Annotated in this window: 17 protein-coding genes; 1 reads left to right on the top strand and 16 read right to left on the bottom strand. The window is 34.5% G+C overall.

Annotated elements, in window-relative coordinates; all coding sequences use genetic code 11:
- Window positions 1-73 precede the first annotated feature (73 nt).
- From Q0794_RS07765 to Q0794_RS07805, 9 genes are all read right to left on the bottom strand, one after another.
- Window positions 74-1,480: a phenylacetate--CoA ligase family protein gene (locus tag Q0794_RS07765; protein ID WP_298941165.1), complete on the bottom strand. Its 1,407-nt coding sequence runs from the start codon at window positions 1,478-1,480 to the stop codon at window positions 74-76.
- A 131-nt stretch (window positions 1,481-1,611) separates the two neighbouring features.
- Complete coding sequence (locus Q0794_RS07770; RefSeq protein WP_298941166.1) at window positions 1,612-2,727, bottom strand: CapA family protein; 1,116 nt, start codon at window positions 2,725-2,727, stop codon at window positions 1,612-1,614.
- Between the two features lie 17 nt (window positions 2,728-2,744).
- Window positions 2,745-4,004, bottom strand: a complete 1,260-nt coding sequence (locus tag Q0794_RS07775) for a glycosyltransferase family 4 protein (RefSeq protein ID WP_298941167.1) — start codon at window positions 4,002-4,004, stop codon at window positions 2,745-2,747.
- Window positions 4,005-4,269: 265 nt separating this feature from the next.
- A complete protein-coding gene (locus Q0794_RS07780) occupies window positions 4,270-5,706 on the bottom strand; it encodes an O-antigen ligase family protein (protein ID WP_298941168.1) in 1,437 nt (478 codons plus the stop codon).
- A 19-nt stretch (window positions 5,707-5,725) separates the two neighbouring features.
- Window positions 5,726-6,970, bottom strand: a complete 1,245-nt coding sequence (locus Q0794_RS07785; RefSeq protein ID WP_298941169.1) for a glycosyltransferase family 4 protein — start codon at window positions 6,968-6,970, stop codon at window positions 5,726-5,728.
- Between the two features lie 9 nt (window positions 6,971-6,979).
- Window positions 6,980-8,194, bottom strand: a complete 1,215-nt coding sequence (locus tag Q0794_RS07790) for a hypothetical protein (protein WP_298941170.1) — start codon at window positions 8,192-8,194, stop codon at window positions 6,980-6,982.
- A gap of 21 nt (window positions 8,195-8,215) precedes the next feature.
- Window positions 8,216-9,793 (bottom strand): MATE family efflux transporter, encoded by a 1,578-nt coding sequence (locus Q0794_RS07795; RefSeq protein ID WP_298941171.1) that lies wholly within the window; start codon window positions 9,791-9,793, stop codon window positions 8,216-8,218.
- Window positions 9,793-10,776: a sulfotransferase gene (locus tag Q0794_RS07800; RefSeq protein WP_298941172.1), complete on the bottom strand. Its 984-nt coding sequence runs from the start codon at window positions 10,774-10,776 to the stop codon at window positions 9,793-9,795. The genes Q0794_RS07795 and Q0794_RS07800 overlap by 1 nt, the downstream gene beginning before the upstream one ends.
- A gap of 12 nt (window positions 10,777-10,788) precedes the next feature.
- A complete protein-coding gene (locus tag Q0794_RS07805) occupies window positions 10,789-11,583 on the bottom strand; it encodes a WecB/TagA/CpsF family glycosyltransferase (protein WP_298941173.1) in 795 nt (264 codons plus the stop codon).
- A gap of 155 nt (window positions 11,584-11,738) precedes the next feature.
- Here Q0794_RS07805 and Q0794_RS07810 point away from each other — a divergent pair, with 155 nt between their 5' ends.
- Window positions 11,739-12,749 carry a hypothetical protein gene (locus Q0794_RS07810; RefSeq protein WP_298941174.1) on the top strand — a complete coding sequence of 337 codons (1,011 nt, stop codon included), beginning with the start codon at window positions 11,739-11,741 and terminating at the stop codon, window positions 12,747-12,749.
- A gap of 182 nt (window positions 12,750-12,931) precedes the next feature.
- On the opposite strand, the gene Q0794_RS07815 is transcribed toward Q0794_RS07810, so the two are convergent.
- From Q0794_RS07815 to prsK, 7 genes are all read right to left on the bottom strand, one after another.
- Window positions 12,932-15,553: a tetratricopeptide repeat protein gene (locus tag Q0794_RS07815; RefSeq protein WP_298941175.1), complete on the bottom strand. Its 2,622-nt coding sequence runs from the start codon at window positions 15,551-15,553 to the stop codon at window positions 12,932-12,934.
- Window positions 15,554-15,589: 36 nt separating this feature from the next.
- Window positions 15,590-16,942: a PEP-CTERM-box response regulator transcription factor gene (gene prsR, locus Q0794_RS07820; protein WP_298941176.1), complete on the bottom strand. Its 1,353-nt coding sequence runs from the start codon at window positions 16,940-16,942 to the stop codon at window positions 15,590-15,592.
- 23 nt (window positions 16,943-16,965) lie between these two features.
- Window positions 16,966-18,246: a hypothetical protein gene (locus Q0794_RS07825; protein ID WP_298941177.1), complete on the bottom strand. Its 1,281-nt coding sequence runs from the start codon at window positions 18,244-18,246 to the stop codon at window positions 16,966-16,968.
- Window positions 18,247-18,260: 14 nt separating this feature from the next.
- Window positions 18,261-19,019, bottom strand: a complete 759-nt coding sequence (locus Q0794_RS07830) for an AAA family ATPase (protein ID WP_298941178.1) — start codon at window positions 19,017-19,019, stop codon at window positions 18,261-18,263.
- Between the two features lies 1 nt (window position 19,020).
- Window positions 19,021-20,565 (bottom strand): XrtA system polysaccharide chain length determinant, encoded by a 1,545-nt coding sequence (locus tag Q0794_RS07835; protein ID WP_298941179.1) that lies wholly within the window; start codon window positions 20,563-20,565, stop codon window positions 19,021-19,023.
- A 2-nt stretch (window positions 20,566-20,567) separates the two neighbouring features.
- Window positions 20,568-21,176: an XrtA/PEP-CTERM system exopolysaccharide export protein gene (locus tag Q0794_RS07840; RefSeq protein WP_137297680.1), complete on the bottom strand. Its 609-nt coding sequence runs from the start codon at window positions 21,174-21,176 to the stop codon at window positions 20,568-20,570.
- A gap of 118 nt (window positions 21,177-21,294) precedes the next feature.
- The gene (gene prsK / locus Q0794_RS07845; protein WP_298941180.1) at window positions 21,295-23,337 is read right to left on the bottom strand and encodes an XrtA/PEP-CTERM system histidine kinase PrsK; all 2,043 of its coding nucleotides are present in this window, start codon (window positions 23,335-23,337) and stop codon (window positions 21,295-21,297) included.
- Between the last annotated feature and the right edge of the window lie 481 nt (window positions 23,338-23,818).

A 23,818-nucleotide genomic window follows, 5' to 3' on the forward strand; every position in this document is an offset into this window, starting at 1 on the left:
TTTCAGAACAACAGAAAACAGACATAAGATTTATTCATTTTCTATTAAAAATTATCTAATGTAATAGATTCAACTAATTTGAAATATTGATTTTCTGATCAACAAAGACTGACTTCCCGCGTTTCGTTAATGGTATATTATCGACTTGCATTACAGAAACCTCTATGCGTTGCTGCAATTTATTATTGATATTATTAAGTATACGTTGTTTACTTTCCTCGGAAAAATGTTGTCTCGTTTTTATTTTTATCACGGCTACACCGGGAGTATCTTGATAAAATTGATACTGCAGTACGTCATCAAAGGTATCATCATGCATATTTATAGCAGACCAAGGTATTAAGCTATTATCTACTGCCACCAAATGTTCCTGGATATTATGCCCCATAATATTTCTTATGATAAGATGATTGCGTTTGCATTTATCACAATAACTTCCAACATACTCAGCAAAGTCACCAGTTTTATAACGTATAAATGGCATTACTGTATTGATAAAACCAGTTCCGACTATTTCACCAACCCGACCTTTTTCTGTAATTACATTACCGTTTTTGTCCAACAACTCAAAATAACCATAAGTCGGCCATACATGATAATCGTCTGAATGTTCACATTCACCCGCGGCAACGAGCTTTTCACTGTGCCCATAAGAAGAGTAATATCTGCAGTTAAAGACTGACTCAACAAAAGTACGTTGCTCTGGATAGACATTTTCGGATTCAGCTAAAACCGCTTTAATATTTTTAAACGTTATATTCTCTTTTTTAGCGAATCGGGCTAATTGGTATACTGATGATGGATAAACATGAAGAAAGCAATCTTTAAGTGTTTTAATATGAGAGATATAGTGACTCATATCTTTGTCGTTCATGTGAAAATTACTATAATAATATTCCTTAAAGATAGGATCGTAACTTTGGTGCCCCCCCGCTTTTGACCCCGTAACGCGCCCTCTTAATACGGCTTTTACATCTCCAAGTTTAAACCCAGCTTTTCTCCAGCCATCAACTAAGTAAGCATATTCAACTTGTGACCGACTTGCGTTAATGTAAAAAGAAAGAGGAATACCACTTGTTCCACCTGTTGTTACATAATCAACATCAGAGTTATTTTTATCGACTAAAAGTAGATCTTCAGTATTATTATTAATAAAAGCTTTATCAATTAAGGGAAACTTCTTAAAGTCGTTTAGCGTATTAAAAGTAGAGATATCTATATTAGCTTCATCATATAACTTCCTATAAGCAGGGCATTTTTCATAAGCAATATTAACTTGCTGTTTTAATTGTTTAAGGTGGTAAGCGTCAATTTCAGCTTTTGTCCATTTATCAGCAGCTAAAATAAGCTTTGTTGTTGCTCGAAACTCCCTACCAATTAGGTACTCTAAAGGAACAACTGAAAGTGTAAGGCCAGCCAATCTCTTAAAAACAGAAGGCATTGCTTCCCATATATTTTTCTTTGAAAATGCTTTCTTCATATTAATTTTTCCGAAATAAAAACGTTATCCCACTTTTTTACACACCAAAGTCAATAAGTTTGATGATAGGACTGCATTAAACGAGTACTTTTCAAGTGGTTGAAGGGTCGATAATAGCTTTAAAACTATAATCATTTATTTAACAACTTCATAAAAACTCGGGAATAATAGTAACTTGTCGTTGCTACTATTCCTTTCCTTTGGCACATATTGGCGACTGATTTTAGGTGTAACTTTACCCAAAGGGCTCGCGCTAATACATAATTCATTTGAGCAAAAAAAGCATTGAAAAAAAATGAAGACAACCAATTGATTTCCCGTTCGAGCCTATCCTTATCTTTACCTTGTAAATACTCTACTTGTAGCTCGCTATTGATAAAAAAAGGCACAACTTTAATTTCTTTTATTTCCTTGTCCTGAATAACGAACTCAAGACTTAAACTATATTTGGTATTCGGCATTGCTTTAGTATCAATATCAATTAGAAAATTACCAATACCATAAAATATAACTTTGTCTTTATATTTTTCAATACCTTGCATTACATGAGTATGATGACAAATAACACAATCGGCGCCTGCATCAATTAATGCCTGCGCTCTTTTTCTTGAAACCCTATCGGTATAACGACAAAACTCAACACCTTGATGCAAAGACACAAGTAATAAATCTGTAGTCATTTTCAATTTTTTAACATCAGTTACCATTTCGCAGACAGATTTGTAAGAAACATTTATCTCAGTATTAGCTGGAAACGGATGCGCGGCAGGTGAGTAAGCAATTAATGAAACATTTGCACTTGGTAAATTGACTTTATGTTCAAAACTTTCAGAGTAACTCCCCGTAGCTCCAAAACACCCCATTCCTTTTTTGTATATAGCATCAACGGTATCTTGAGCTCCGAAAACACCTAAATCTAAGAAGTGATTATTTGCTACATTTGCTACGTAATTGACATTCTGAGGAAAAACATTCAAATACCCCTCTATTCCATTCATAAGAACAGGTTTGGGCTCCCAAGGCTCACCTCTTTCTGTTAAGCAACATTCCAAATTAAAAATAACAGCAGATTTATCTTCAAAAATCTCCTTTACATGCATAAAATTATAATCGTTTCCATATTGTTCTATTTTTTTTGCTACTCCCCTCGCTAGAGCGATATCTCCTAAAAATAACATACTCGATTTAGGTGATTTTGAAGCATAATCCGCTAACTTTATCGTCCAATTACTACTTAGGATACTCATTATGATTTTAACCTTGATTAATTTATGACTTTTTCCCAAATCATTGAGGCGGCCTGAAGTGTAAACTTCTCTGATTTATGTAATGCATCTAATGAAACTCGTTCCGCTAGCTTTTTATTTGTTAATAACAAATATAGCTTATCAACAAATTCTGAGATATCTTCTTTATTAATTAAATAGCCTGTTTTTCCTGACTCGATAAGATCAGATAAATCACCTATGTCTGATGCTATAATTGGTAAACCTAGGGTTGCGGCCTCCATACATGATAAAGGTAAACCTTCGGAGTCTGATGTAAGCACGAAAACGCGTGAATCTACCAAATGTGATGTGACATCTACTGTTGCACCAGTAAACGTGACATTTTTATCAAGCCCCAATTGCTGAGATAATAACTCATACTCTTTAAGTCGATTACCACCACCAACAACCAAGGCTGAAATATTGGGCAATTTTAGTTTTAATTGTTCCACTATTATTAAAAAACGATCAACTCTTTTTACAGGGTCTAATCTAGCAACAAGAATCAAATCACTACTTTTCTCTCTTGAAAAATTTTCGAACACGGACTTATCTATTCCCCCTGGGTTTACAACTACATTTTTAACCTGCTTATTTTCTAAATATGACTTGGCTTTATTGCCCATTGTTACGACAAGATCTACTGTTTTAATATAACTAATTAACCGCTCTTCTAAAATGCAATCATGCTTACCGGAGTCTTTGAAAATAGGAGTGCCACTATATACTCCACCACCGACAATTTCAGACCAACCACCAACACAGAAATAAATAGATTTAGCTGCATTCATCCTGGCAATAACATTTGCAAATATGCCGTTTAACAACAAGTGAAATCCACCAACATAATCAACATTATTTCTTTTCGTAACTCTGTAAGCCGTATAAGTTCTCGCAGAAATACTACCAAATATTTTTTGAATAATTGGAGAAGGCGTAACATAAGTTACATTTTCTATTTCTAACATTTTTTTATCTGCAACAATCCAAATATGTTCGCAAACATTCGATTTAGCTAATGGTTTGATATGTGCTGCGATCCAATTATCAGATTCAAAACGTCCCATAAAAACAAACTTTTTTTTATTCGGACTCTCGCCAGTTTTCTTGTTTTTATATGAAAATAAAATCGTAATTAAATTCGACACTCTTATAATCTGATAGATTAAAAATCTTGATAAGAGTTTCTTGAAAAATGTATTCTTCTGTGACTCAATTAAGCGTGACTTTTGAACTGTATATTCCTGCTCTTCCACAAATGCTCCTTTTAATTACTTTAACTCTAATGCAATGACCTAAATTTATTCTTTTAATAAACAGGCAGATTTCAAATTAAAGTCTATAAAAACTATTACAGTAATTGCATTTAACCTATTAATATACTCTCTACATATCCATAATATTCTTGTTATATAAGTGCACTCTTTAATTTTTTCTATACAAAATTAAAGAACACACTTATCAAGGAGTAGTTAATGAGAAAAATTTTTTAATGTCATAAAAATAATAAAAAATCAGATTTTAGTTATCGATAAGAATGCTTTTTTCACCTGACTGCTTTTTCTTTCGTTCGATATGCACACGCAATAACAAGCCAATCGCAACCCACATACCAACCGCTCCCTCTCTAGGATAAAAGGTTTGACTACCAACAGACGCGATAAAGAATGACATTAAGAGCGCGAATGAAACTCCCCCAGTCACGATATAAATTTTCTCTGAATCATCACGAAAAAGACTCCATGAATACTTTAAAAAAATAAAATACAATAAAAAGACAGGGATCGTGCCAACGAATCCATTATCTTGAATCCACTGTAAATAAGCATTATGAGGATGAGGAAAGCTATCAAATTCTCCATACATTTCCCTCATTCTTAATGTTATCCCTATATTCGCCATCGCTTCCCGCCCATAGCCAAAAAAAGGAGCTTCTTCGATTGACTCCCAAACTAATGGCCAAGCTAAATTTCGGCCAGAAGTTACTTCATAAAGATTAACCTCTTCGCCTTCAAACTCAATATCTTGATCTCCGCTCATAGGCTGTGACTCCGCAGATTCTTCAGATGAAAAGCCAAAGCTAAGACGCTCAACTGCAGAAGGTGCAAAAGCAATTACAGTGATATAAACCAATGGTATTAATAGAATATATTTTCGCCATCTAAATAAACAATAAATTCCCCCAAGAATAGCCCAAGTGCCGTAACCAGTTCGCCCTCCTGTCATAGCCATAGCAAGGAATATAACCATGCAACTAGGTAAAATAACTAACCAGTAATGCTTGGTACTCACTAATTCTTTTAAACAGAAAACCAGCCAGAAAGCACCGCTCATCATCATCGATACATTCACACGGTGAAAACCAACACTTTTGGATATTATTTTAAGCGCTTTATGTTGTAACGCATCTCCACCTAATGTTAATGATCCCAACTTCATTGCTTTTACCACTTGTAAAGCTAATAAAACGAACATTAAAGCTAATGCTCCTAAAGCAAAATTATATTGCTTACGGGTACGACAACCGTCAAATATAATCATACTTGGCAATACCCATTTAAAACAATTTATTAAATATTCATTGATATCGTTCATCATACGAGGTGCAGGTGATCCAGTGACTTCAAACAATGCGAGTAAGCCACTATGGTCATATAAATATCTAATAACACTGGTAGTGATAAAAAATGCATATATAAACAATAAAGTATTAATAAATTTTGGCATTTCCCAAATTAGTTTTTCTTTTTTTCTATTGGATAACCAAGATAAAACAGTATTTACAAACAAAAAATTCCAGTGGTTTAAACCAGGAACTCCTCCGATTGCTTTTGGCATATCCGGATGTTGGAAAATAGACATCAGAAGAACCAACCAACAAGCAGCTCGAAACCAATCCTTCCACGCATAGGCACTTAAATAAGCGATTAAAAGTGTTAATAATGTAATTCTAATCATAATTTAGTCCATGGCTAATTTATCTGAAACGTAAAAAAATTTCGTTCCATTGTAATGAAACCTGCGTCAAAGAAAACCGCCTAGTATCTGAATAGGACTTTCTAGAGAATTCATTTTTTTTATTTTGAGAGCTGAATAATTGTATATAAGCAGTTGCGAAGTTGATTTCTGATAATGGTGATACTAGATAACCACTTTCATTATTTTTCAATAAATCCTGAAGATCGCCAACATCAGAAGTAATTGATGGCAAACCAGTCATCATAGCTTGAATTAAAGCTTGTGAAAGGCCTTCAGAGTCTGAAGTTAATACGAAACATTTAGATTTTTGCAACCAAGTATGGACATTGTTTTGCCAACCGACAAAATCGACATCATCGGCAATACCTAATTTCAATGCCAACTCTTCAAGATTTTTTTTATCTGGTCCATCACCAACAATAACAGCATTTAAACTGGGTAGTTTTTCTTTAGCGAGTTTAATAGCACCTAAAAACCTGTCAACTCGTTTGATTTCTGATAGACGACCAATAAGAATTAAATCATACAATTTGTTTTGTTTTGTATTTGGTGAAAACAAATTATCGTCAAAGCCACCCGGTACAATTTCAAACTGAGTTTTGACACCTTTATTTTTAAAAAATTCTATTGCACTGGTTCCCATTGATACCACTAAGTCCATTTCATTAACGACTTTCAATAGCTGTGCCTCAATAAAATAATCAGCCTGCCCTATCTGGCTAAATATTCTATTTTCAGTTGCAAATCCCCCTCCAACGACCTCTCTTGGCCCACCACCACAAATATAAACTGATTTTGCACCTATCAATTTAGCCAACAATACAACAAACAGGCCATTTAACAGTAAATGAAAACCAACTAATACATCCGGACGCTCTTTAATTGCCAACCAACAAAAATATAATAACCTTGCTCCAACTTGTCCTATTATTTTTTCTAACCATTTGGGTGCATAAGCTCCAAATACTTTATTCATTTGAGGTACAGTCGCAGCGGCAACCATCTTTAAATGTATACAGTTTTCGGCATTTCCCATAGGTCGTAAATGTGTTATTAGCCAATGATCTGAATAAAATGTACCAGTAGCCAACACCCTAAAACCTTTCTTTTCATTATATTTTCGTTTTGGTAATAATTTGACGAGTAATATTAAGCCGTTATAGGTAACTAACGCAGCCCTTAAAAGCCAACGGTATACATGTTTCCAAGCTCTTATTTTTTTTATTGGTGAATTTTTATACATATTAGGTATTTATTCGCTCACAGAAGGAAATTGCAGAAAGGTCCAAGGGATTGAAATACTTGAACAGTTTGAATCATCGGGCGGATTAATTACTATTCCTTCAAATAATAGTTCATTTATATAAATTTTGACTTTTTCTGGCTTATCTACATACCAAGTTAAGCCTTTAAGATCTTCTCTGTTATACTCAGTAGATAGGTAAATATGTATTTCTTTATCGATAATTTTAACCGTAAAATCGAGTTCATCAACCGTGCGACAATAACCCAATAAACGCCTCGTCGTAGACGTTAATATTTGTTTACTTTTTTGGTAAGTTGATAATAATTCAAAAGCTTGGCGAGTTTCATTAGTAAATGGTTCAGTAACTGAATGTACTTTACCTAAATGGCTATAAAGAATGCTACAGCCTTCCTTATCGACTAAAGTATCTAATACTTTTTTTGTTAATACATGATGGATTCCTCTTGCTTGATCAAAACAAGAAACGCCCCCCCATGTAGGATTACAACGCATAAACTCATTAACTTCAGTGCCATCGATTAATGTAGACTTTCGCAATACTTTATTATTCTTATGCATAGCGTACTTCTCACTACCCAATCGAGCAAACCATCCTTTAATAAACTCTATCGCAATGGTTTTAATAGACGTTTTTACATGTTTAGGATTAAAGATCGCACGATAGCTTCGCTTTACATTCTGTGCAACACAACTGGTCACCCTTCCTTTCCAAATAAACTTTAAGGTACCTGATTGAGCAGTTAAATCACTATGATAAGCTTCTTTACCTTCTTCCGCTCCTTGCCCTTGCATAATATCATTATCAAAATTACTAGGCGCTTGAGCATGATCTACCCATACTTCGATGTTACGTTGTCCTGACTGGATGAGGTTCCAATATTTTTCAATTGAAGATCTTGTTTTTACAAAATCCCCAAATGAATGCAAACAATCTATATGACCAGAATCAATGAGTTGATGAATTTTTTGTCGCCCATCATCATCGGTATTAGTGTATGAGAAATTATGTTCTGGCATATCAAAATAAATCGTATTACCGACTTCTAAGCCGACACCTTTACCTAATGAAGTTTCTTCAGTTGTATTCAAATAGCGTGCAGTTTCAAAATAAATATCTTTATTTGGCGTTTCATCTAAGTCACTACAAATGGCTAACATTGCACGATAAGGGTAAGGGTATTTTCGTAAGCTGACACTCATATTAACAGTACTCTATAAAAATCATGATGATAGTTTTAAACGTAATAGGAGTTTATTCTGCATTTTAACAGGTACCAAATACACAAAATAAATAATTAAGGTAATGAGGCCTGCAGCAACTAAGAAAAGAGAAGCTGTTAATATTTCATTCGATTGATAAAGGTGCCGAGACCATGACAGTAATCCTAAAAATGGAAGAATGTAAATCAATGGTTTAATAAAGCTATTATGTACATAACCAAACCACGATAACTTCAATTCTCGGCACGTATAGATTGGAACTATAAATCCATAAACAATATTCATCGGAATAACAAATAATAATGCAGCAGTTGTAAGCTCCCAATCTCCAAGGCCAGAAAAATATAAGCCAATGCCAAAAAATACAAATATAGCGATAAAAGCAACGATTGAAATCCGACCATGTTGATTCAACCCCATTAAAATACGAATTGAAGTATCTTGTCCCATAGGAAGTAGTTGCCCGCAAGCTAGTATCATCATTAAAGGCCAAAGGGCATATTCCGGCCCCATCCAATAATTTAAAATGACGTCCCCATAAATAAATAGAAAACCTAAACTAGGTAATGCAAAAGCAAAACTCAATTTAGTGGTGTTAATAAATAAGGCTTGAACTGCTTTAATATCTCCCGCTCCCTGCATTGATCCAGTAGTAGGTGTTAACATTAAAGTAAATTTAGTCATGAATGTTTTAATTTGCTTAGTTAATGCCATTGGACGAGCAAATACGGCTAAAGCAGCCGGTCCGATAGCACTTACTAACATAATGCTAATAGTTTGTAGTAAAATAATTGGCGGGATATTGGAAAGCATACTTTTAATACCAAATTTTAACATTTGTCGACATGTGTTCCAGTTTGCCATGCGTAAGTTAAAATTAAATTCCTTACAAATTTTATAAACAAAAACAAAACGAAGAGATTCAAATACAATAGTAGAAAGCAAATACCCTATTGCCATGCCTGCAACACCTAAATTGGTAAAATAAAGAGCAGCTACCATTAAGGTAATGGATAAAAGGCTATCACCAGCATGTAATGCATTGTGTATATCCCAACGATGATACCCCGTTAATAAACCACTAGCAGAGCCTGAACTCATTCTTACAGCAACACTTAACCCTAAAAATAATACAACCCATTGTGCTATTTCGGTATTTTCTGCAAGAGATTCACCAAAGTAAATGGGTAATAATGTATAAAATAAGACAGTGCATAGAATGGTAACAACAGAAAAAATTAATTGAACAAATACAGCTGAATTAGCTACGTTATTTAATAAGGTAATCTCGCCTGCCGCACGATGCTTTGCAACGTAACGATTAAAACAAGCGCCCATACCAAGGCCAACTAAACTTAAATAACTAACAAACGACCAGCCAAAATCCCAAATTCCTAACGCAGCTTGCCCTACCTTGTCATCCACTAAACGAGGCATAATAAAGCCTGAAAAGATAAGTACTAATTGACTCGCCCAACTTACTATTAAGTTCCAGGCAAAACGATCCTGTCCAGTTAAATCATCTTTTTTGATATTTTCAATATCATTACTAACATTGTCGTCAGTTTTTTTATTCATTATTCTACATAGCCCAGTGATTTATGATAATCGCCAGTCACTTTATGGTAAGTGGCCAATTCATCTTTATTAAGCAATGCTTTCCAACGGTAATCTAACTGAATCACTTCAGAGTCATCTAATCGCATGCCATTACCTACAACATGATGCTCAACTGTTTTGAAATCGAGCCTTTTTTTAGCTGCATCGACACCAATAAACTCAAACAGTGTATCTAACGTTTCTTCAGTATTATTGCAAAGGTCTTCGTAATGTACTTGTATCCACTTTTCTTTGGGCATGGTTGCTAATACGGCTTCTGTTTCCTGATTACAGCGTACCCATTCATGCGCACCTACTTCAATGCCTCGACCATGTTCTTGGGTTTTACCTGCTCCGCCACCACGCAATTTAGGATTTTTAGCATCTGCGAATTCAGAGGGGTTTTTATAAGCTAATGAGACACCGCGACCATCACGTACGACCCAAATGACTTTTACGTCTAATTCTGGATTTTTTAAAAGGTACTTTAGACGAATACCAATTTTTGAAGAGTCAACGACAGTATCAACGCCCGCTTGCTCCGCGATTGAACGCGCATAATCCGCATTACGTTTTTGTAAAAAAGGTAATTGTTTGCGCCAGACAGGAGAGCAACTTAATAATGTATCTCGAATTAACTCCATTAAAGGACCTCGTACTAACGGCCTTAATAAACGAAGCATAAAAGGCGTTGCCCCCGTTCTGATGTCTGTGCGTGCATCAGAGATACAAAAATCATGGCCTTTATCTGCCATTTTTTGTGTAACGCCTTGCCAAAAGTCACAATCACCCACTAGCGTTTTACATGAACATAAATAACTACTTTTATCGCCAAGGTTAATCGCTTTCAACTCACCCACACTACAAAGATCTGGGTGAGCACCTAACAACATCGCAGTCATGGTCGAACCAGAGTGGCTGGCAGCAGCAAGATATACTAACTTTTGTTTTTTAAGCGTCATATTATTTCTTTATTATTTAATGGGCTTGAAAGTCTCTTTCAACAGCATACCAATGAATAAGGTATTAGTGATTAGGTAACGTTTCCATAATCTACCTGGCTCTTGTAAAACTCTATATAACCACTCCATTCCCATTTTTTGCCATAGAATCGGAGCACGCTTTACCTTACCAGCGAATACATCAAAAGAACCGCCAACACCATGTACAACAGGGACACGCATAACCTCTCCCCATTTAGCCATAAACTGTTCTTTTTTAGGGGAAGTAATGGCGACAAACAACACATCTGCGCGGCTTGCTGCAATATTTTCTGCGACTTGAGCTTGTTGATCTTCAGAAAAATAACCATTCTGACGGCCTGCAATGATCACACCTGGATAATGCTTATTGATTTGACGCTCTATTTCTTCTGATATTTCTTCCGATGCACCAAGGCAAAATACCCGATAACCTAATTTATCACCGCGCTCTAAAATACCATGCATAAGATCGATGCCAGCAACGCGCTCAGGCAGCTTTTTATTGAGTATTTTACTGGCCAATACAACAGCACTACCATCAGCTAAAATCAAATTAGATGACGTCACATCTTCGCCTAAAGCTGGGTTTCTTTTCATATTAACCACTTTGGCTGCATTGAGCATACCAACGTGTAAAGACTGTTTAGAAGTGATGCATTCATTAACCACATCTAATGCTGCTGACATACCCATCGGGTGAATATCAATTCCGAACATTTTAATGGTATCTTGCTTAACTTTATATCGTTTGAAAGGTTGATTTGAAGAGTGATTTACATCGGTCACTTAGCCTCTCCTTAGCATTGTGGTGATTATAACCGCGTAACATAACAATAGTTTTTTAGGTTGTAAATGTTAGTATATTTTTATACCATTTTTTCCGCATAAAAATATAAAAAACCAGCCTTAATAGGTATAAAAAGCGTTAACAGGAAGTAAAAATGCAAAAAGTAAATTATTTAATGAGCTTAGATTATGAGCTTTTTTTTGGAAAAAATCCTGGCTCAGTAGAAAACTGCATGCTACATCCTACGAACCTACTCATTGACGTTTTAAATAAATATAATAGTAAAGTTTGCTTATTTGTAGACGCTGGTTTCCTTGTTAAATTAAAAGATTATTCGACTGACTTTCCAGAGTTAGCTGAACAATACCAAAAAATCCAAGAACAACTACTGACATTATCAAAAGCAGGGCACGATATACAATTACATATCCATCCACATTGGTTTGATAGCACTTATGATAAAAACGGTTGGCAGATTAATACTGAACGTTATCGCTTGCATGACTTCTCAGTCACAGAAATTAATGAAATAGTGCGCTCATACAAAGCTGAATTGCAACACTGCACAGAACAACCTATTTTTGCCTATCGTGCAGGAGGATGGTGTTTACAGCCCTTTGACAAGATAAAAGAGGCACTATTAAATAATGGTATTTGGTTAGACAGTACAGTCTTTAATCATGGTCATTCAACTGATCCCACTCGCCATTTTAATTTTAAAAATATGCCTCAATTACCTCATTGGCGATTTTCAAATGATCCATTGGAAACCAATGCATCAGGTGAGTTTATTGAGTTGCCAATCAGTGCTTTTAAAACCTCTCCACTATTTTTCTGGAAACTCGCCTTCCATAAAAAGTTTTCAAGCCAACAATTTAAAGCATTTGGAGATGGACAAGCGATGGTTGCTAACACTCAATATTATTTTGAGCGCCTAACCCAGAGCACTTACGGGCCAGTGATGATTGATGGTGCAAAAGCAGGGCAATTACAAAGCGCATTAGATAAGCACGTAAAAGGCCAACAAGTAGATGCTATTTTTAATATTATGGGGCACCCCAAAAGTCTTGCACCTTACTCTTTAACTAAGCTCGATCTTTTCTTAAAAAAGAACACTCAATTACACTGTAAAACATTTCAAGATTTAACATACTTAAAAGATTAGAGGCATTAATTAGCTTGATACAGCTGATATTTAACTTATTAATTAAATATCAGCGCTAAAAAGTTAAATAAAAAACCTTAATTCAAAGGAGTTTAGCCATCTGAATTAAGGTTTCGAATAAAGACCTCATTTGATTTGTTAAAGAGAGATACTTGTATATCCCCCTTTCCATTATCTAATGTTTATTTAGACACCTCTGACCAATGCTTTTGTATTTCAACATCATCAGGTGCAAGCTCAAGCGCCTTCTGTATTAATGGTTTTGCTTCAACAACTTTACCATTTTTAAACAATATCCAACCATACGTATCTAAAACAGCTGCATTATTAGGGGCAACTTTATAAGCTCTTGATGCAAACTCTTCAGCTTTAGGATCGTTATTTAATAAATGTAACCAAGCGGTATTATTTAAGCTTCTTAATTCATTAGGTACGATAGCAAGTACCTTTTCATAGGCTAGAATAGCTTCTTGGTTATCACCCTTCGCTTGTAAAGACATTGCATCATTTAAGTTGGCATACACACTTGCAGGCGCTTTTAATAACCATTTTTCAAGAAATACCTGTGCTTTATCATCATCGCTTTCTTTATAGAGTTTATAAAGCTCAACAGCCACTTCTTCCTGTGCATTCTTATCCCACTCAACTCTCAATAATTGCTCTGCCTTTTCGGCATCTTTTTGAGCAAATGCAAGTTGTGATTTCAACAACACGACTTGATAACTATCCGGTAGCATAGACTCTATTTGCTTTAAGACTTTATCTGCTTCTGCATATTGACCAGAAAGTGTTTCAATTGTTGCTAAACGCATTAAAAATAAAGGTTGGGTAGGCGTTAACTGTAATTGAGCTAATACTAAATCTCGGGCAATAGAGTAATGTTGAGTTCTAATAGCTGCAATGATTCTTTCATTACTTATTTGTTCTTGTAGTTTTTCAGCTTTATCTGTTAATTCGACGGGTAAATTAGAGGCGGCTTTAATTAATTTATCAGCCTCCATAAATTGTTTATTTTGGTATTGATAATCAGCAAGTACCAAAGCTAAAATATGAGGGTTATGTTTACTTGATAAGTAAGAAGCGACACTTAAAGGGTCTTTATCTTGTTGTTTAAGGCTTATTATAGCCCCGTAATAAGCACGTAATTCATCAGGGTATAAATCAATTATTTGAGCGTATGCTTTAAAAGCATCATCCCATTTAAGTTGTAGCTGTTTGCTCTGTGCTAAACCAAAATAAGCTTGAATATTATCGTCAGACACTTTAATCATCTCATTAAAATGTTGTTCAGCCACTGTGAACTGTTTTCTATACAAGTAATAATTAGCAATCAATAAACGGGTACCAATCACGTTACCTTCTTCACTTGCTTGTTTCTCTACAAATTCATCTGCTTTATTTAACTCTTTTAATTCAACGAGTTTTTTTAAATAAGCCGTTTGAAGTGATAAATCGCTACCATGTTCAGATAAACCTTGCTCTAAGACAGAAAGTATCTGTGCATTGTCTTTCGGTGATTTAGCACTAATGTAGCTACTTTTTAATATTGCTAATTTAGACGAATCAGGAAATAACGTTTCAATGCGTTTTATTGATACATCAGCTTTATCAAATTGTTCTTCAGAAATAGCAGCAATAGTATAGAGGGTTAATGTATCTAGGCGGTTTTCGTAATCAATTACATTATCTAAGATCGCGAGTACGTCATTGCTCTGATTCAACTTAAGTTGTGTCATCGCATAGATTTGAGTTAGTTGAGGTGTATTCGTTTCAGGGTCGATCATCCCAGAGAGATATTTTTCAGCGCCATTAATATCACCTTCAGTATATAAAATGACACCTAACATGGTTGATGCTTTTTTATTATGGGCATCGATTTTAAGTATTTTATATAACTCTGCTTTTGCTAAATCAGTTTGTTTTCGTTTGTAGTACTCTTGAGCAGAAGCATAATATTCATTAACGGTTGTTGCTGTCGGAAACTCATCACTTAGGATACGCGAATATAAAAGCGCTTCAGAACTGCGGCCTTGTGAGGTTAATATTGAAGTGAGTGCTTTTAATATATTAATACGTTCAGGTGTAAAAATATCAGATGAAGGTACCACTGTTAAGGCAAAAGATAAGGTCTTTTCAGCATTTTCTATGTCGCCTTTTTCCATCAATAAAAAGCCTTTGAGGATTAGCGCTTCAACATTTTTATCGTCCGCTTGTACTGCTTTATCAAGTAATGTTAATGCATTTTCTTTTTCATTATTAGCCGCTGCAATTCTTGCTTCACCAATAAGGCCTTCACTTTCAAAGTTAGCAACACTTTGTAACTCTTTAAAACTAGCTAATGCACTTATTTGATTATTTTCTAATAAAAACAACTTCGCTTTTAATAATTTAAATTGATTTTCATTTTTCGATAAAAGATCAGAATGCTCTGCAATTAAGCGATTAGCAGAAATCGCTTTCTTACTACGTTGATATGACTCTAGTAGTAATAAGTAATAATCTGAATCTTTAGTACCTTCAAATTTATTTAAAACATCAATCGCTTGGCCCGACTGACCTAATTTATTAAAGGTTTTTGCTAAAAGCATATAACCATCAAGGTGGTCAGGATAAAGTAAAACAGCATTATTAGCGGAGTTGATCGCGGCTTTAAATTGACTTTGATCTAAATAAGTCTGCGCTTGTTGTGTGTATTGCGATAATTCAGCAACATTACCTGTATCGCTATCCCCATTACAAGCCGTTAATAATAAAGAACCAGCTAATACTAATGAGTTGAAGATAATAGTCGTTTGTTTTTTCATGTTTTTCCCTTTTACGAAAGGTAGCTGAAAATAGCTTTATAATGATTGCATATCATATTTTTTCATTAGGTCATAAAGCGTTGGCCGAGTAATACCTAAAGATTTAGCAGCTGCACTAATGTTATTATCAGATGCGATTAAAGCTTGCTTTAATGCGCTCACCTCAGCATTTCGTCTAATTTCTTTTAAGTTTAATGGGGCAATATCTTCATTTACAAAACCTAAATCAAGTGCACTTATGTATTTTAAATCACACATAATAGCCGCTCGTTTAATTTTATTTTCCATCTCTCGAACGTTACCAGGCCAAGTATGGGTTTCGATACCATTAATCGCATCTTCAGAAAAACCAATGATTTGTAATTTTTGCTTTTTGACATATTTATTCAGCAAATATTTGGCTAGTAATATTTTATCTGATCCACGTTCTCGCAAAGGAGGAATATCAATTTGTATTTCAGCAATACGATAAAAAAGATCTTCTCTAAATTCGCCAGTTTCAACTAACTTGTCTAAATCTTTATGGGTTGCACATATAATACGCGTATCGATATTAATTTGATTTCGACCACCTACTCGTTCAATCACGCGCTCTTGTAAGAAACGTAACAATTTAGCTTGTAAGTGCAACGGCATATCACCAATTTCATCAAGAAATAAGGTGCCTTTATGCGCCATTTCAATTTTACCGACGGTACTTTTGACTGCACCAGTAAAGGCGCCTTTTTCATATCCAAATAATTCGCTTTCAATTAAGTTTTCAGGAATAGCGGCACAGTTAATGGCGATCATGTTGTTATCTTTACGTAAACTAAGTTGGTGTAAAGAGTTCGCAATCACTTCTTTGCCAGTGCCACTTTCACCAATAAGTAAACAAGATGCATCTGTTGGTGCGATTTTTTCGACCATTTTACAAATTTTAAGCATCTTCGTATCGCTGGCAATCAAACCATTCAACATCGACTCTTGTTGATTATTAAGCTGACGATTTTTTTCTTCTAAATGATAAATATGAAAAGCACGTTGAACAATTAAATCCAATGTATCTGCATCGACCGGTTTTGCGTAAAAGTCATAAGAGCCTAACTTAACCGCTTTCATTGCATGTTCATTACCTTCGTTACCTGTCATCACAATTATTTTCATGTGTGGACGCAGGTGTAATGCTTGTTGTAATAGCTCAAAGCCTTCTGTTACCCCATCTTCATCTGGTGGTAATCCTAAGTCTTGAATCATTACTTTAAGTTCATGTAAGCGTATAGCAGAAATAGCTTCTTTTTGATTTGCAGCAATGACCACATTGTAATCGGCAAAATGCCACTTCAATTGGGTTTGTAAACCAAGGTCATCTTCAACAATCAGTAATGTATCTGCTTTGTTATTTTTCAATCTTTAATCCTTAATACTAGCATTTAGTACTTAAATTCAATTCTAGCTGTATAGCTTAATTCGTCATAACTTGAATCTTCATCATCATCGATTGATTGATCTTCATAGTCTGCTTGTAGTGATAAACTTAATTGAGGACGAATTAAATACCGCCCTCCAATCGTTGCATTGATAACCTGTTTATCGAAATCGGAAGTAATAGTCGATTCACTGTAATCTAAAGAGATAAATGAACTGATTTTTTTAGTATTTTGAAAATCTAAAGAAGCAGAGGCTCCCCATCGCGGATCCGTCTCATCTGTAGAAACGGATGTTTCCTGTTGATAATATAACGCATTAGTATTGCTTAAGTGGTTAGTGATAGTAAGTCGATGTTTTAATTCGACTCTATCGATCCATTGTATTTGGTTACCATCGTATGACTCATCTTCATTATCAAGACTATCCGTGCTTAACCTTAATGAAGAGTCGCTCAGTTCTCGTTGCGCACTCATAGACAAGTAATGTCGATCAAATTGATAAGCATAAGATAATTTAAATACCCCGCCTTCTTCATCCCCACTATCTAACATCACGCGGCTATAACCTAATTGTACTAAATAGGTTCCGGCAAGTAATTGTCCATCAATAGAAGCATCAATAGTCACTTCTTTATAGTCAAATCCAGTATTTCTAAATTCTACCTGACTAACGTCAGTTGAAAGTTCAAAACGCGCTTTAGGTGTTAGTTTGTTATACCAAATTACACCGACACCATTTCTATCGGTATCTTCATCGGTATCATCACTGTAACGGGTCAATGTATAATCGTAACTTAATTCAAATCCAGCTCGACGAGAATAAGGGATATTCCACACAGGATTAATAGTAAATACATCTCGACTACCACTATTATCAGCGTCATCCACACCAGATTGGTCAAGTAAATATTGACGCCTAAAATGAGTTAAATTTAATAATACATTAGGGCTGAATATCTCTTGTGTAAGACTTAAACTCCCCGAAATATCACTATCATCGTCGAGTTCATCACTGTAAGTTGCGTAATACACAGAATAATCTAACGCGGTAAAATTAGTCGCAGTTTGATTAAAATAACCAACACCGATATCTGCACGTTGCTCATATCCAGATTGAGCATTGTCAGAAGATTGACTTATATTATTACTTTGAGTGTGTTCAAGGCCCAGTGAAATATAACTTTCACTAACGGAGCCAGGTAAATCATTAGCAATAGCGGTACTTGGCAATAGAATTACCAAGCTCGTTTCTATAAATTTAAAACAATATTTTTTTAATTTCATATACACACTATCAACTATTGGTTATTAAGAATTAACCCTGCTAATTTATCTTTGCCTATCGCATCAATTCCGGCTTCCACTTGTGAAGAGTTCGATTGCCCGTAACCAACAACCAGTATCGCAGTATCACAAATTGAAGCTAATATTTGCGTCTCTGCATATAAACCAATGGGTGGTGTATCAATGATGATAAAACGATCAGGATAACGATTTTTAATTGAATTAATGAAATTTTGCATTTTATTTGAAGAAAAAAGCTCAGCGGCATGAATGGTATTATTGCCAACAGGAATAACTCTTACTCGAGGAATACCTGATGGATAAATAATATCTGTAATAGAATCAGTATCTTTTGCTAAGAAATTCGTTAAACCAAGCGTCGGCTCTTCTTTTAAATAAGAAGCAATACGTGGCTTATAAATATTACAGTCAATAACTAACGCCGTTTTACCTTGGTCTAAAGCAATACTCGTCGCTAAATTCATACTGACATGGCTGGTACCTGATTCTTGTGAGATCCCAGTGACCATACAAATAAAATTATTATGATTCATTTTATTCAGCAAATTAGTGCGCAGTTCACGATAAGCATTAAGGGTTTTGTAATCATCTAAACCAGGGTAAATGATTTTACGCTCATCGAGTTCTTTAGCCGACAATAAAGGCGCTTCTGTCATCTCCTTTATTTGATTGGTATTAACAGTATCCAACATAGATGAATCATTGCTTTTTAATTCGGTATTATTTTTTAAAGCACTATCAGATAAAGGCATATTAAAATCCTCCCAAAGCAATAATATTTTCTAAAGAGGCACCGTATTTATAAGCGAGTGCAATAGCAACGTAGCCAAACATACACACAATGCAATAAAGTAATAAGAAAGTATTGTGAACACGATGCGTTCTATTTTCAGCGCTAGAGGCTGCATGAGGAATACCTGCTAATAAAGTAACACCTTCAATCTCTTTAATTTCAGATGAAAATCTGATTTTTGAATCAACTAAGATTTTAGCGACAAAAATAGCGATCACAATCAATAATGCAACAAGAGGTCCCGCAGCAAAGAAGTGAATAAAACGGGCTCCAATTGGTTTGTTTGGATACGTCGCAGCTTCTTGTAATTTATAATTCACCCCTTGCCCTTGAATATCCAAAACCATTGAAATTCGAGCTTTCTCTTTTTTAGTTAGCATTTCTTCATATTGAGTTTGGAATACACTGTAATCTCGTGTTAATTCAGACAGTTCAGCTTTATTGTTGGCAATACGCTTACGTCGCTCATAAGACTCATCTAATAATCGATTAAACGCTTTAAGACGATTTAATAATGTACGATGTTCAATTTCAGCAGCTGAAGACAAACTTCTTAATTCTTCATATAAAGGATTAAAGTCAGCATTAACATTTTTTTGTGTGCTTTTTTTAGTACCAACTTCAGAGATAACTTTTTCTAGATCATTAATTTGATAGTTAATATCTATGATAGCCGGATAGCTATCTTCATAGTTTATTTGTAAAGCCGCTTTTTGCTTTTTAAGTTCTCTTAATTGAGTATTATAAATAGCACTTTCATAATCATTACTCGCATATTTATTTTCTCTAGATAGCTGTCTTTTCAAACTAGCTGTACGTGTGTTGCTTTCTTGTATTTGTATATTTAGCTCTTCAATTGAAGATCGAAGAGTCGCAATTCGATTATTGACTTCAGCTTCAGTGCCATCAAAATTAGTTGATTGAAAGCTTTTTAATTTATCTTCTGCTTTTAATAATAAAGCTTTATAAGACGCTGCTTGTTGATCAATAAAGTTAAATGCACTACGGCTTTCTTCACGTTTAGTATCGGCACTATCTTCTATAAAGACCGCAACCACTTTATTCAGAATTTCAAAGGTTCTTTCAGCGCTATCATCTTTATAAGAAACTTGAATATAATTACCAGACTTCCCTACAACGCTTATATTGCCACGAACTTGGCTCATTTTAATATCTTTTGATAAAGGAGTAGGAAAAGCGCCTTCTCCATAAACACTATCAATAACCTCAGACAAAATACGCGGTGAATAAATAATATCACGTACCTGATTACTTCTATTTTGCTTTAACTCAGTGACAGATGCCTTAGATCCTAATAAAGGTTTAATAATATTCTGATTATCAGCAAATATTGTAATCGAACTAGAATAACTAGGCGGACGTAAAATACCGACAAACATAATAGCAAAGCTTATAATCGTTACCACAAAGGCAACCTTGAACTTTCGCTGACACATTTCACGCCATACTACAGCTACATACTTAAAAATTTCTGTAATATCCATTGTTAAAATACACTCTCAGGAATAATTAAAATATCAGATGGGCGAAGCGTATAGTTAGTATCTAAAATACCTTTGTTAAGAATATCATCAACATTTACATGATAAGGTTTGATACCATCAGGTGTTTTACGGTACAAAATAGATTCATCTGCATTAGCAAATTCAGTTAACCCACCTGCTTCTAATACTAAATCAAGTACATTCAAATCAGTGTAATATGGGATAGATAATTGCCCATTTACTGCACCAGTGATACGCACTCGGCTTGAATAAGAGGCACTATTAGCTCCAAGTACAATAACTGTAACGTTAGGTCCACGGATGTACTTACTTAATTTATCAGCTAATTCAGATGCCAATGCTTCAGGCGATAAACCTTGAGCTTGTGCATCACCAACAAGCGGCATCGATATTTTACCATCAGGGCGAACAGGTACACTGATTGAAAGCTCTTGATTCTTCCAGACACTGATCATTAATTGATCATTGTTACCTATTTTATATTCAGAAAATTTTACTTTTTCAGAATAAGGTTCTTCATTTAAAACAACCGTCTTTGCACAGCCACTGATCATTACTGCACAGAGAAGCCCTAAAAGGTAATTATTCATATTTTTCTCTCTTTTAAAATTTAACTAAAATACTGTTTTAGAGTAAATCATTTAACGTACGATGATCCCCCAAACCAACTAAAACAAACATTATCCATGTTGTAGCATGTTCTAAACCTTAACTTGCCATCGGTAAATAAATTGAAAATTTACTCCCTTCTTTAGGCTTGCTCTCAACGATCAGCTCACCATTTAATGAATGGATAATTTCACGAATTTGATACGCCCCTATTCCCATTCCCTCATTTTCCTTCGTACTATTAAAAGGTTGAAATAATTTATTTTTAATAAAGTCTTGGTCCATGCCAGTACCTGAATCCATAATTTCAAGCCAGATTTCATTATCTTTACAGCTTAGATATAAATGAACATAGCCATCTTCATCAGTTGCATCTTGAGCATTTTTAATGAGATGGTTAATAGCCATTAATAATTTATCACTATCGCCATTAATAAAAGCGCTAATGCATGAATTAGAAAATACCGGTTTCGGATAACCATTCATATTCATCTCAACAGCTTGTGTTAACAAATCGCATACATTGATTGTTTTAGATTCAGTTTTACCTTTCATTTTTTTTAAAAGCTGATCCATCTTATTCACTGAATTCGCAATGGTTGCAATAACATCATCGACAAATTCAGGATGATGTTTATATTTTTCAGCATTTTTAACAACTAATCCTTGTTGAGCAATCAAATTCTTAATATCGTGAATTGCAAAGGCCGAAATTTTATTAAACATATCAAACTGTTGATTCTGGATAAGTTTTTCAGATGCTTGTTCTTTACTAATGTAACTCGCTATTTGTCGTCCTGTGAGCTTAAGTAAATCAAGATCTTCCCAGGTTAACTTTTCTTTTTCGTTTAAATTATTTTTACACAGAACAGCAAAACCAATCAAACCCGATGAAGTATTCAACGGTAATATTATCCAGGCATTATCAACATAAGAAACCCACTCAGGCAGGTCAAAATTATATTGAGGGTCGTATTTACTCGCAGACTCACTGACTTGAAAAACCCATTCTTCCTGTTCTAATCTATGTATAAAATCTGTTTGATTTGATTCAATAGGTAAACGCCCAACAAATGCTAATTTATCCATCGCAACTGATGTATAAAACTGTTTACCTTTTACCCATATACCGCCTCCACTGCAATTAAAAATCGTACTTAATGCATTTAAGGAAATATCGTAACAATTTTGATTTTTATGTTGTGCAGATAATAAGAGATCTAGTTTTATCCATTGTTTTTTATAATCATATTTATGTGCAAAAAAATGCTTACTTGTCCAAACAACAAAACTATCTCGAATTCTTTCAGATAGTGATAACGCAATAATAGAAAACACAGCAAAGACATAGAGCATCACCTTAGAAGCACTCAGCCAGCTGATATTAAAATAATCGAGCCCTGAAGCGACTAAAGCAATCACAATCAAAAAACCACCGACTAACGTTAAACTCGCATTAAAAATAATAACACTGTTAGAGAGCTTAAAACTGCTGCGTTCCTTCAATTGGTCCGCATAAAAAATAATACTGATCGCAAGAATTAATGAAGTAACAGAACTAATCACCGTTCTGGCTTCCCATAACGATTTATCTAAATCACTGTTCAATAACAACAATGAAAAAACAATAATATCGTAAGCAAAAATAATAAAAGCAACCAGTGCTACAAGCTTTGTCATTCGACTAGAATGATCATTTCTAATTAATTGTTCGCAGACAACAAAACCAAATAATCCAAGCAAAATCTTAATATAAAGCGCTAAAACTGGTGAGGGGAAAAGCGCAGTATCATGGCTCAAGCTATAAACAAATAATGATAAAGTCACCAGCAATGTTGTATATAAACTATACGCCCAAATATTCGGTAATTTAGACCCTCTAGTAAGCATCAACAAATAGAGTAAAACAATAACCCAAGATAGGTATCGCAACGCTTCTAACAGGAAAAAAGACCAAGATAAGGAACTAGTAGAAATAACATCAGGTACAGAGACATGCCAAAGAATCGAGATGACAGCGCAAGTAAACAAACTGACTTTTATGCGCGTGATAGAGATGTTAAAGAGAACAATGATTGCTAACGCGATTTCAACGCAGCTATTTAACCAGTTCCCTTGATTTAAAATCAGGCTTAATTCCATTTACAACTTCCCTGACATGTATAAAATAAAAACGATTAAATCAAAAATAAGTACTAAGTCATTAAATTTTATCAATTATAGCTTTTATGGTAAAAGGAAAGCAAACCTTGATGCGGCTTAACGTCATTAAGATATTAAATTAAAATTAACTTCACATCAAAGTTCAATATTGAGTGTAGGTAAGGCCTAGCTCCTTTTTTATTATCATCAATAAAACACCATAAATGCAAAAACCGATGACATCTACAGTTATTAATCCCCCTATTAACACTATACTGAAGGCTGAGTTTAATAGATTTTTTACATTTTTTATTTCTTTATCATCTCATTATTTTAAGAGAATTTAGAATTGATCAACTATTGTTTCGAACTCAAACCATATGCATCACTTATTTAAAGACCAAGAGTAATAAAAACAATAGATGATTCTTTCTGACAGTTGATTAACGACTTCGAATATCGGATAAGTTAATAAACTAGC

Source organism: uncultured Psychromonas sp. (assembly GCF_947489755.1).
Taxonomy (GTDB): domain Bacteria; phylum Pseudomonadota; class Gammaproteobacteria; order Enterobacterales; family Psychromonadaceae; genus Psychromonas.

Bases quoted from the DNA above. Each gene is read 5' to 3' on its own strand.
- Q0794_RS07765 (WP_298941165.1), bottom strand. From the start codon at position 1,480: ATGAAGAAAGCATTTTCAAAGAAAAATATATGGGAAGCAATGCCTTCT.
- Q0794_RS07770 (WP_298941166.1), bottom strand. From the start codon at position 2,727: ATGAGTATCCTAAGTAGTAATTGGACGATAAAGTTAGCGGATTATGCT.
- Q0794_RS07780 (WP_298941168.1), bottom strand. From the start codon at position 5,706: ATGATTAGAATTACATTATTAACACTTTTAATCGCTTATTTAAGTGCC.
- Q0794_RS07785 (WP_298941169.1), bottom strand. From the start codon at position 6,970: ATGTATAAAAATTCACCAATAAAAAAAATAAGAGCTTGGAAACATGTA.
- Q0794_RS07790 (WP_298941170.1), bottom strand. From the start codon at position 8,194: ATGAGTGTCAGCTTACGAAAATACCCTTACCCTTATCGTGCAATGTTA.
- Q0794_RS07795 (WP_298941171.1), bottom strand. From the start codon at position 9,793: ATGAATAAAAAAACTGACGACAATGTTAGTAATGATATTGAAAATATC.
- Q0794_RS07800 (WP_298941172.1), bottom strand. From the start codon at position 10,776: ATGACGCTTAAAAAACAAAAGTTAGTATATCTTGCTGCTGCCAGCCAC.
- Q0794_RS07810 (WP_298941174.1), top strand. From the start codon at position 11,739: ATGCAAAAAGTAAATTATTTAATGAGCTTAGATTATGAGCTTTTTTTT.
- Q0794_RS07815 (WP_298941175.1), bottom strand. From the start codon at position 15,553: ATGAAAAAACAAACGACTATTATCTTCAACTCATTAGTATTAGCTGGT.
- Q0794_RS07825 (WP_298941177.1), bottom strand. From the start codon at position 18,246: ATGAAATTAAAAAAATATTGTTTTAAATTTATAGAAACGAGCTTGGTA.
- Q0794_RS07830 (WP_298941178.1), bottom strand. From the start codon at position 19,019: ATGCCTTTATCTGATAGTGCTTTAAAAAATAATACCGAATTAAAAAGC.
- Q0794_RS07835 (WP_298941179.1), bottom strand. From the start codon at position 20,565: ATGGATATTACAGAAATTTTTAAGTATGTAGCTGTAGTATGGCGTGAA.
- Q0794_RS07840 (WP_137297680.1), bottom strand. From the start codon at position 21,176: ATGAATAATTACCTTTTAGGGCTTCTCTGTGCAGTAATGATCAGTGGC.
- prsK (WP_298941180.1), bottom strand. From the start codon at position 23,337: ATGGAATTAAGCCTGATTTTAAATCAAGGGAACTGGTTAAATAGCTGC.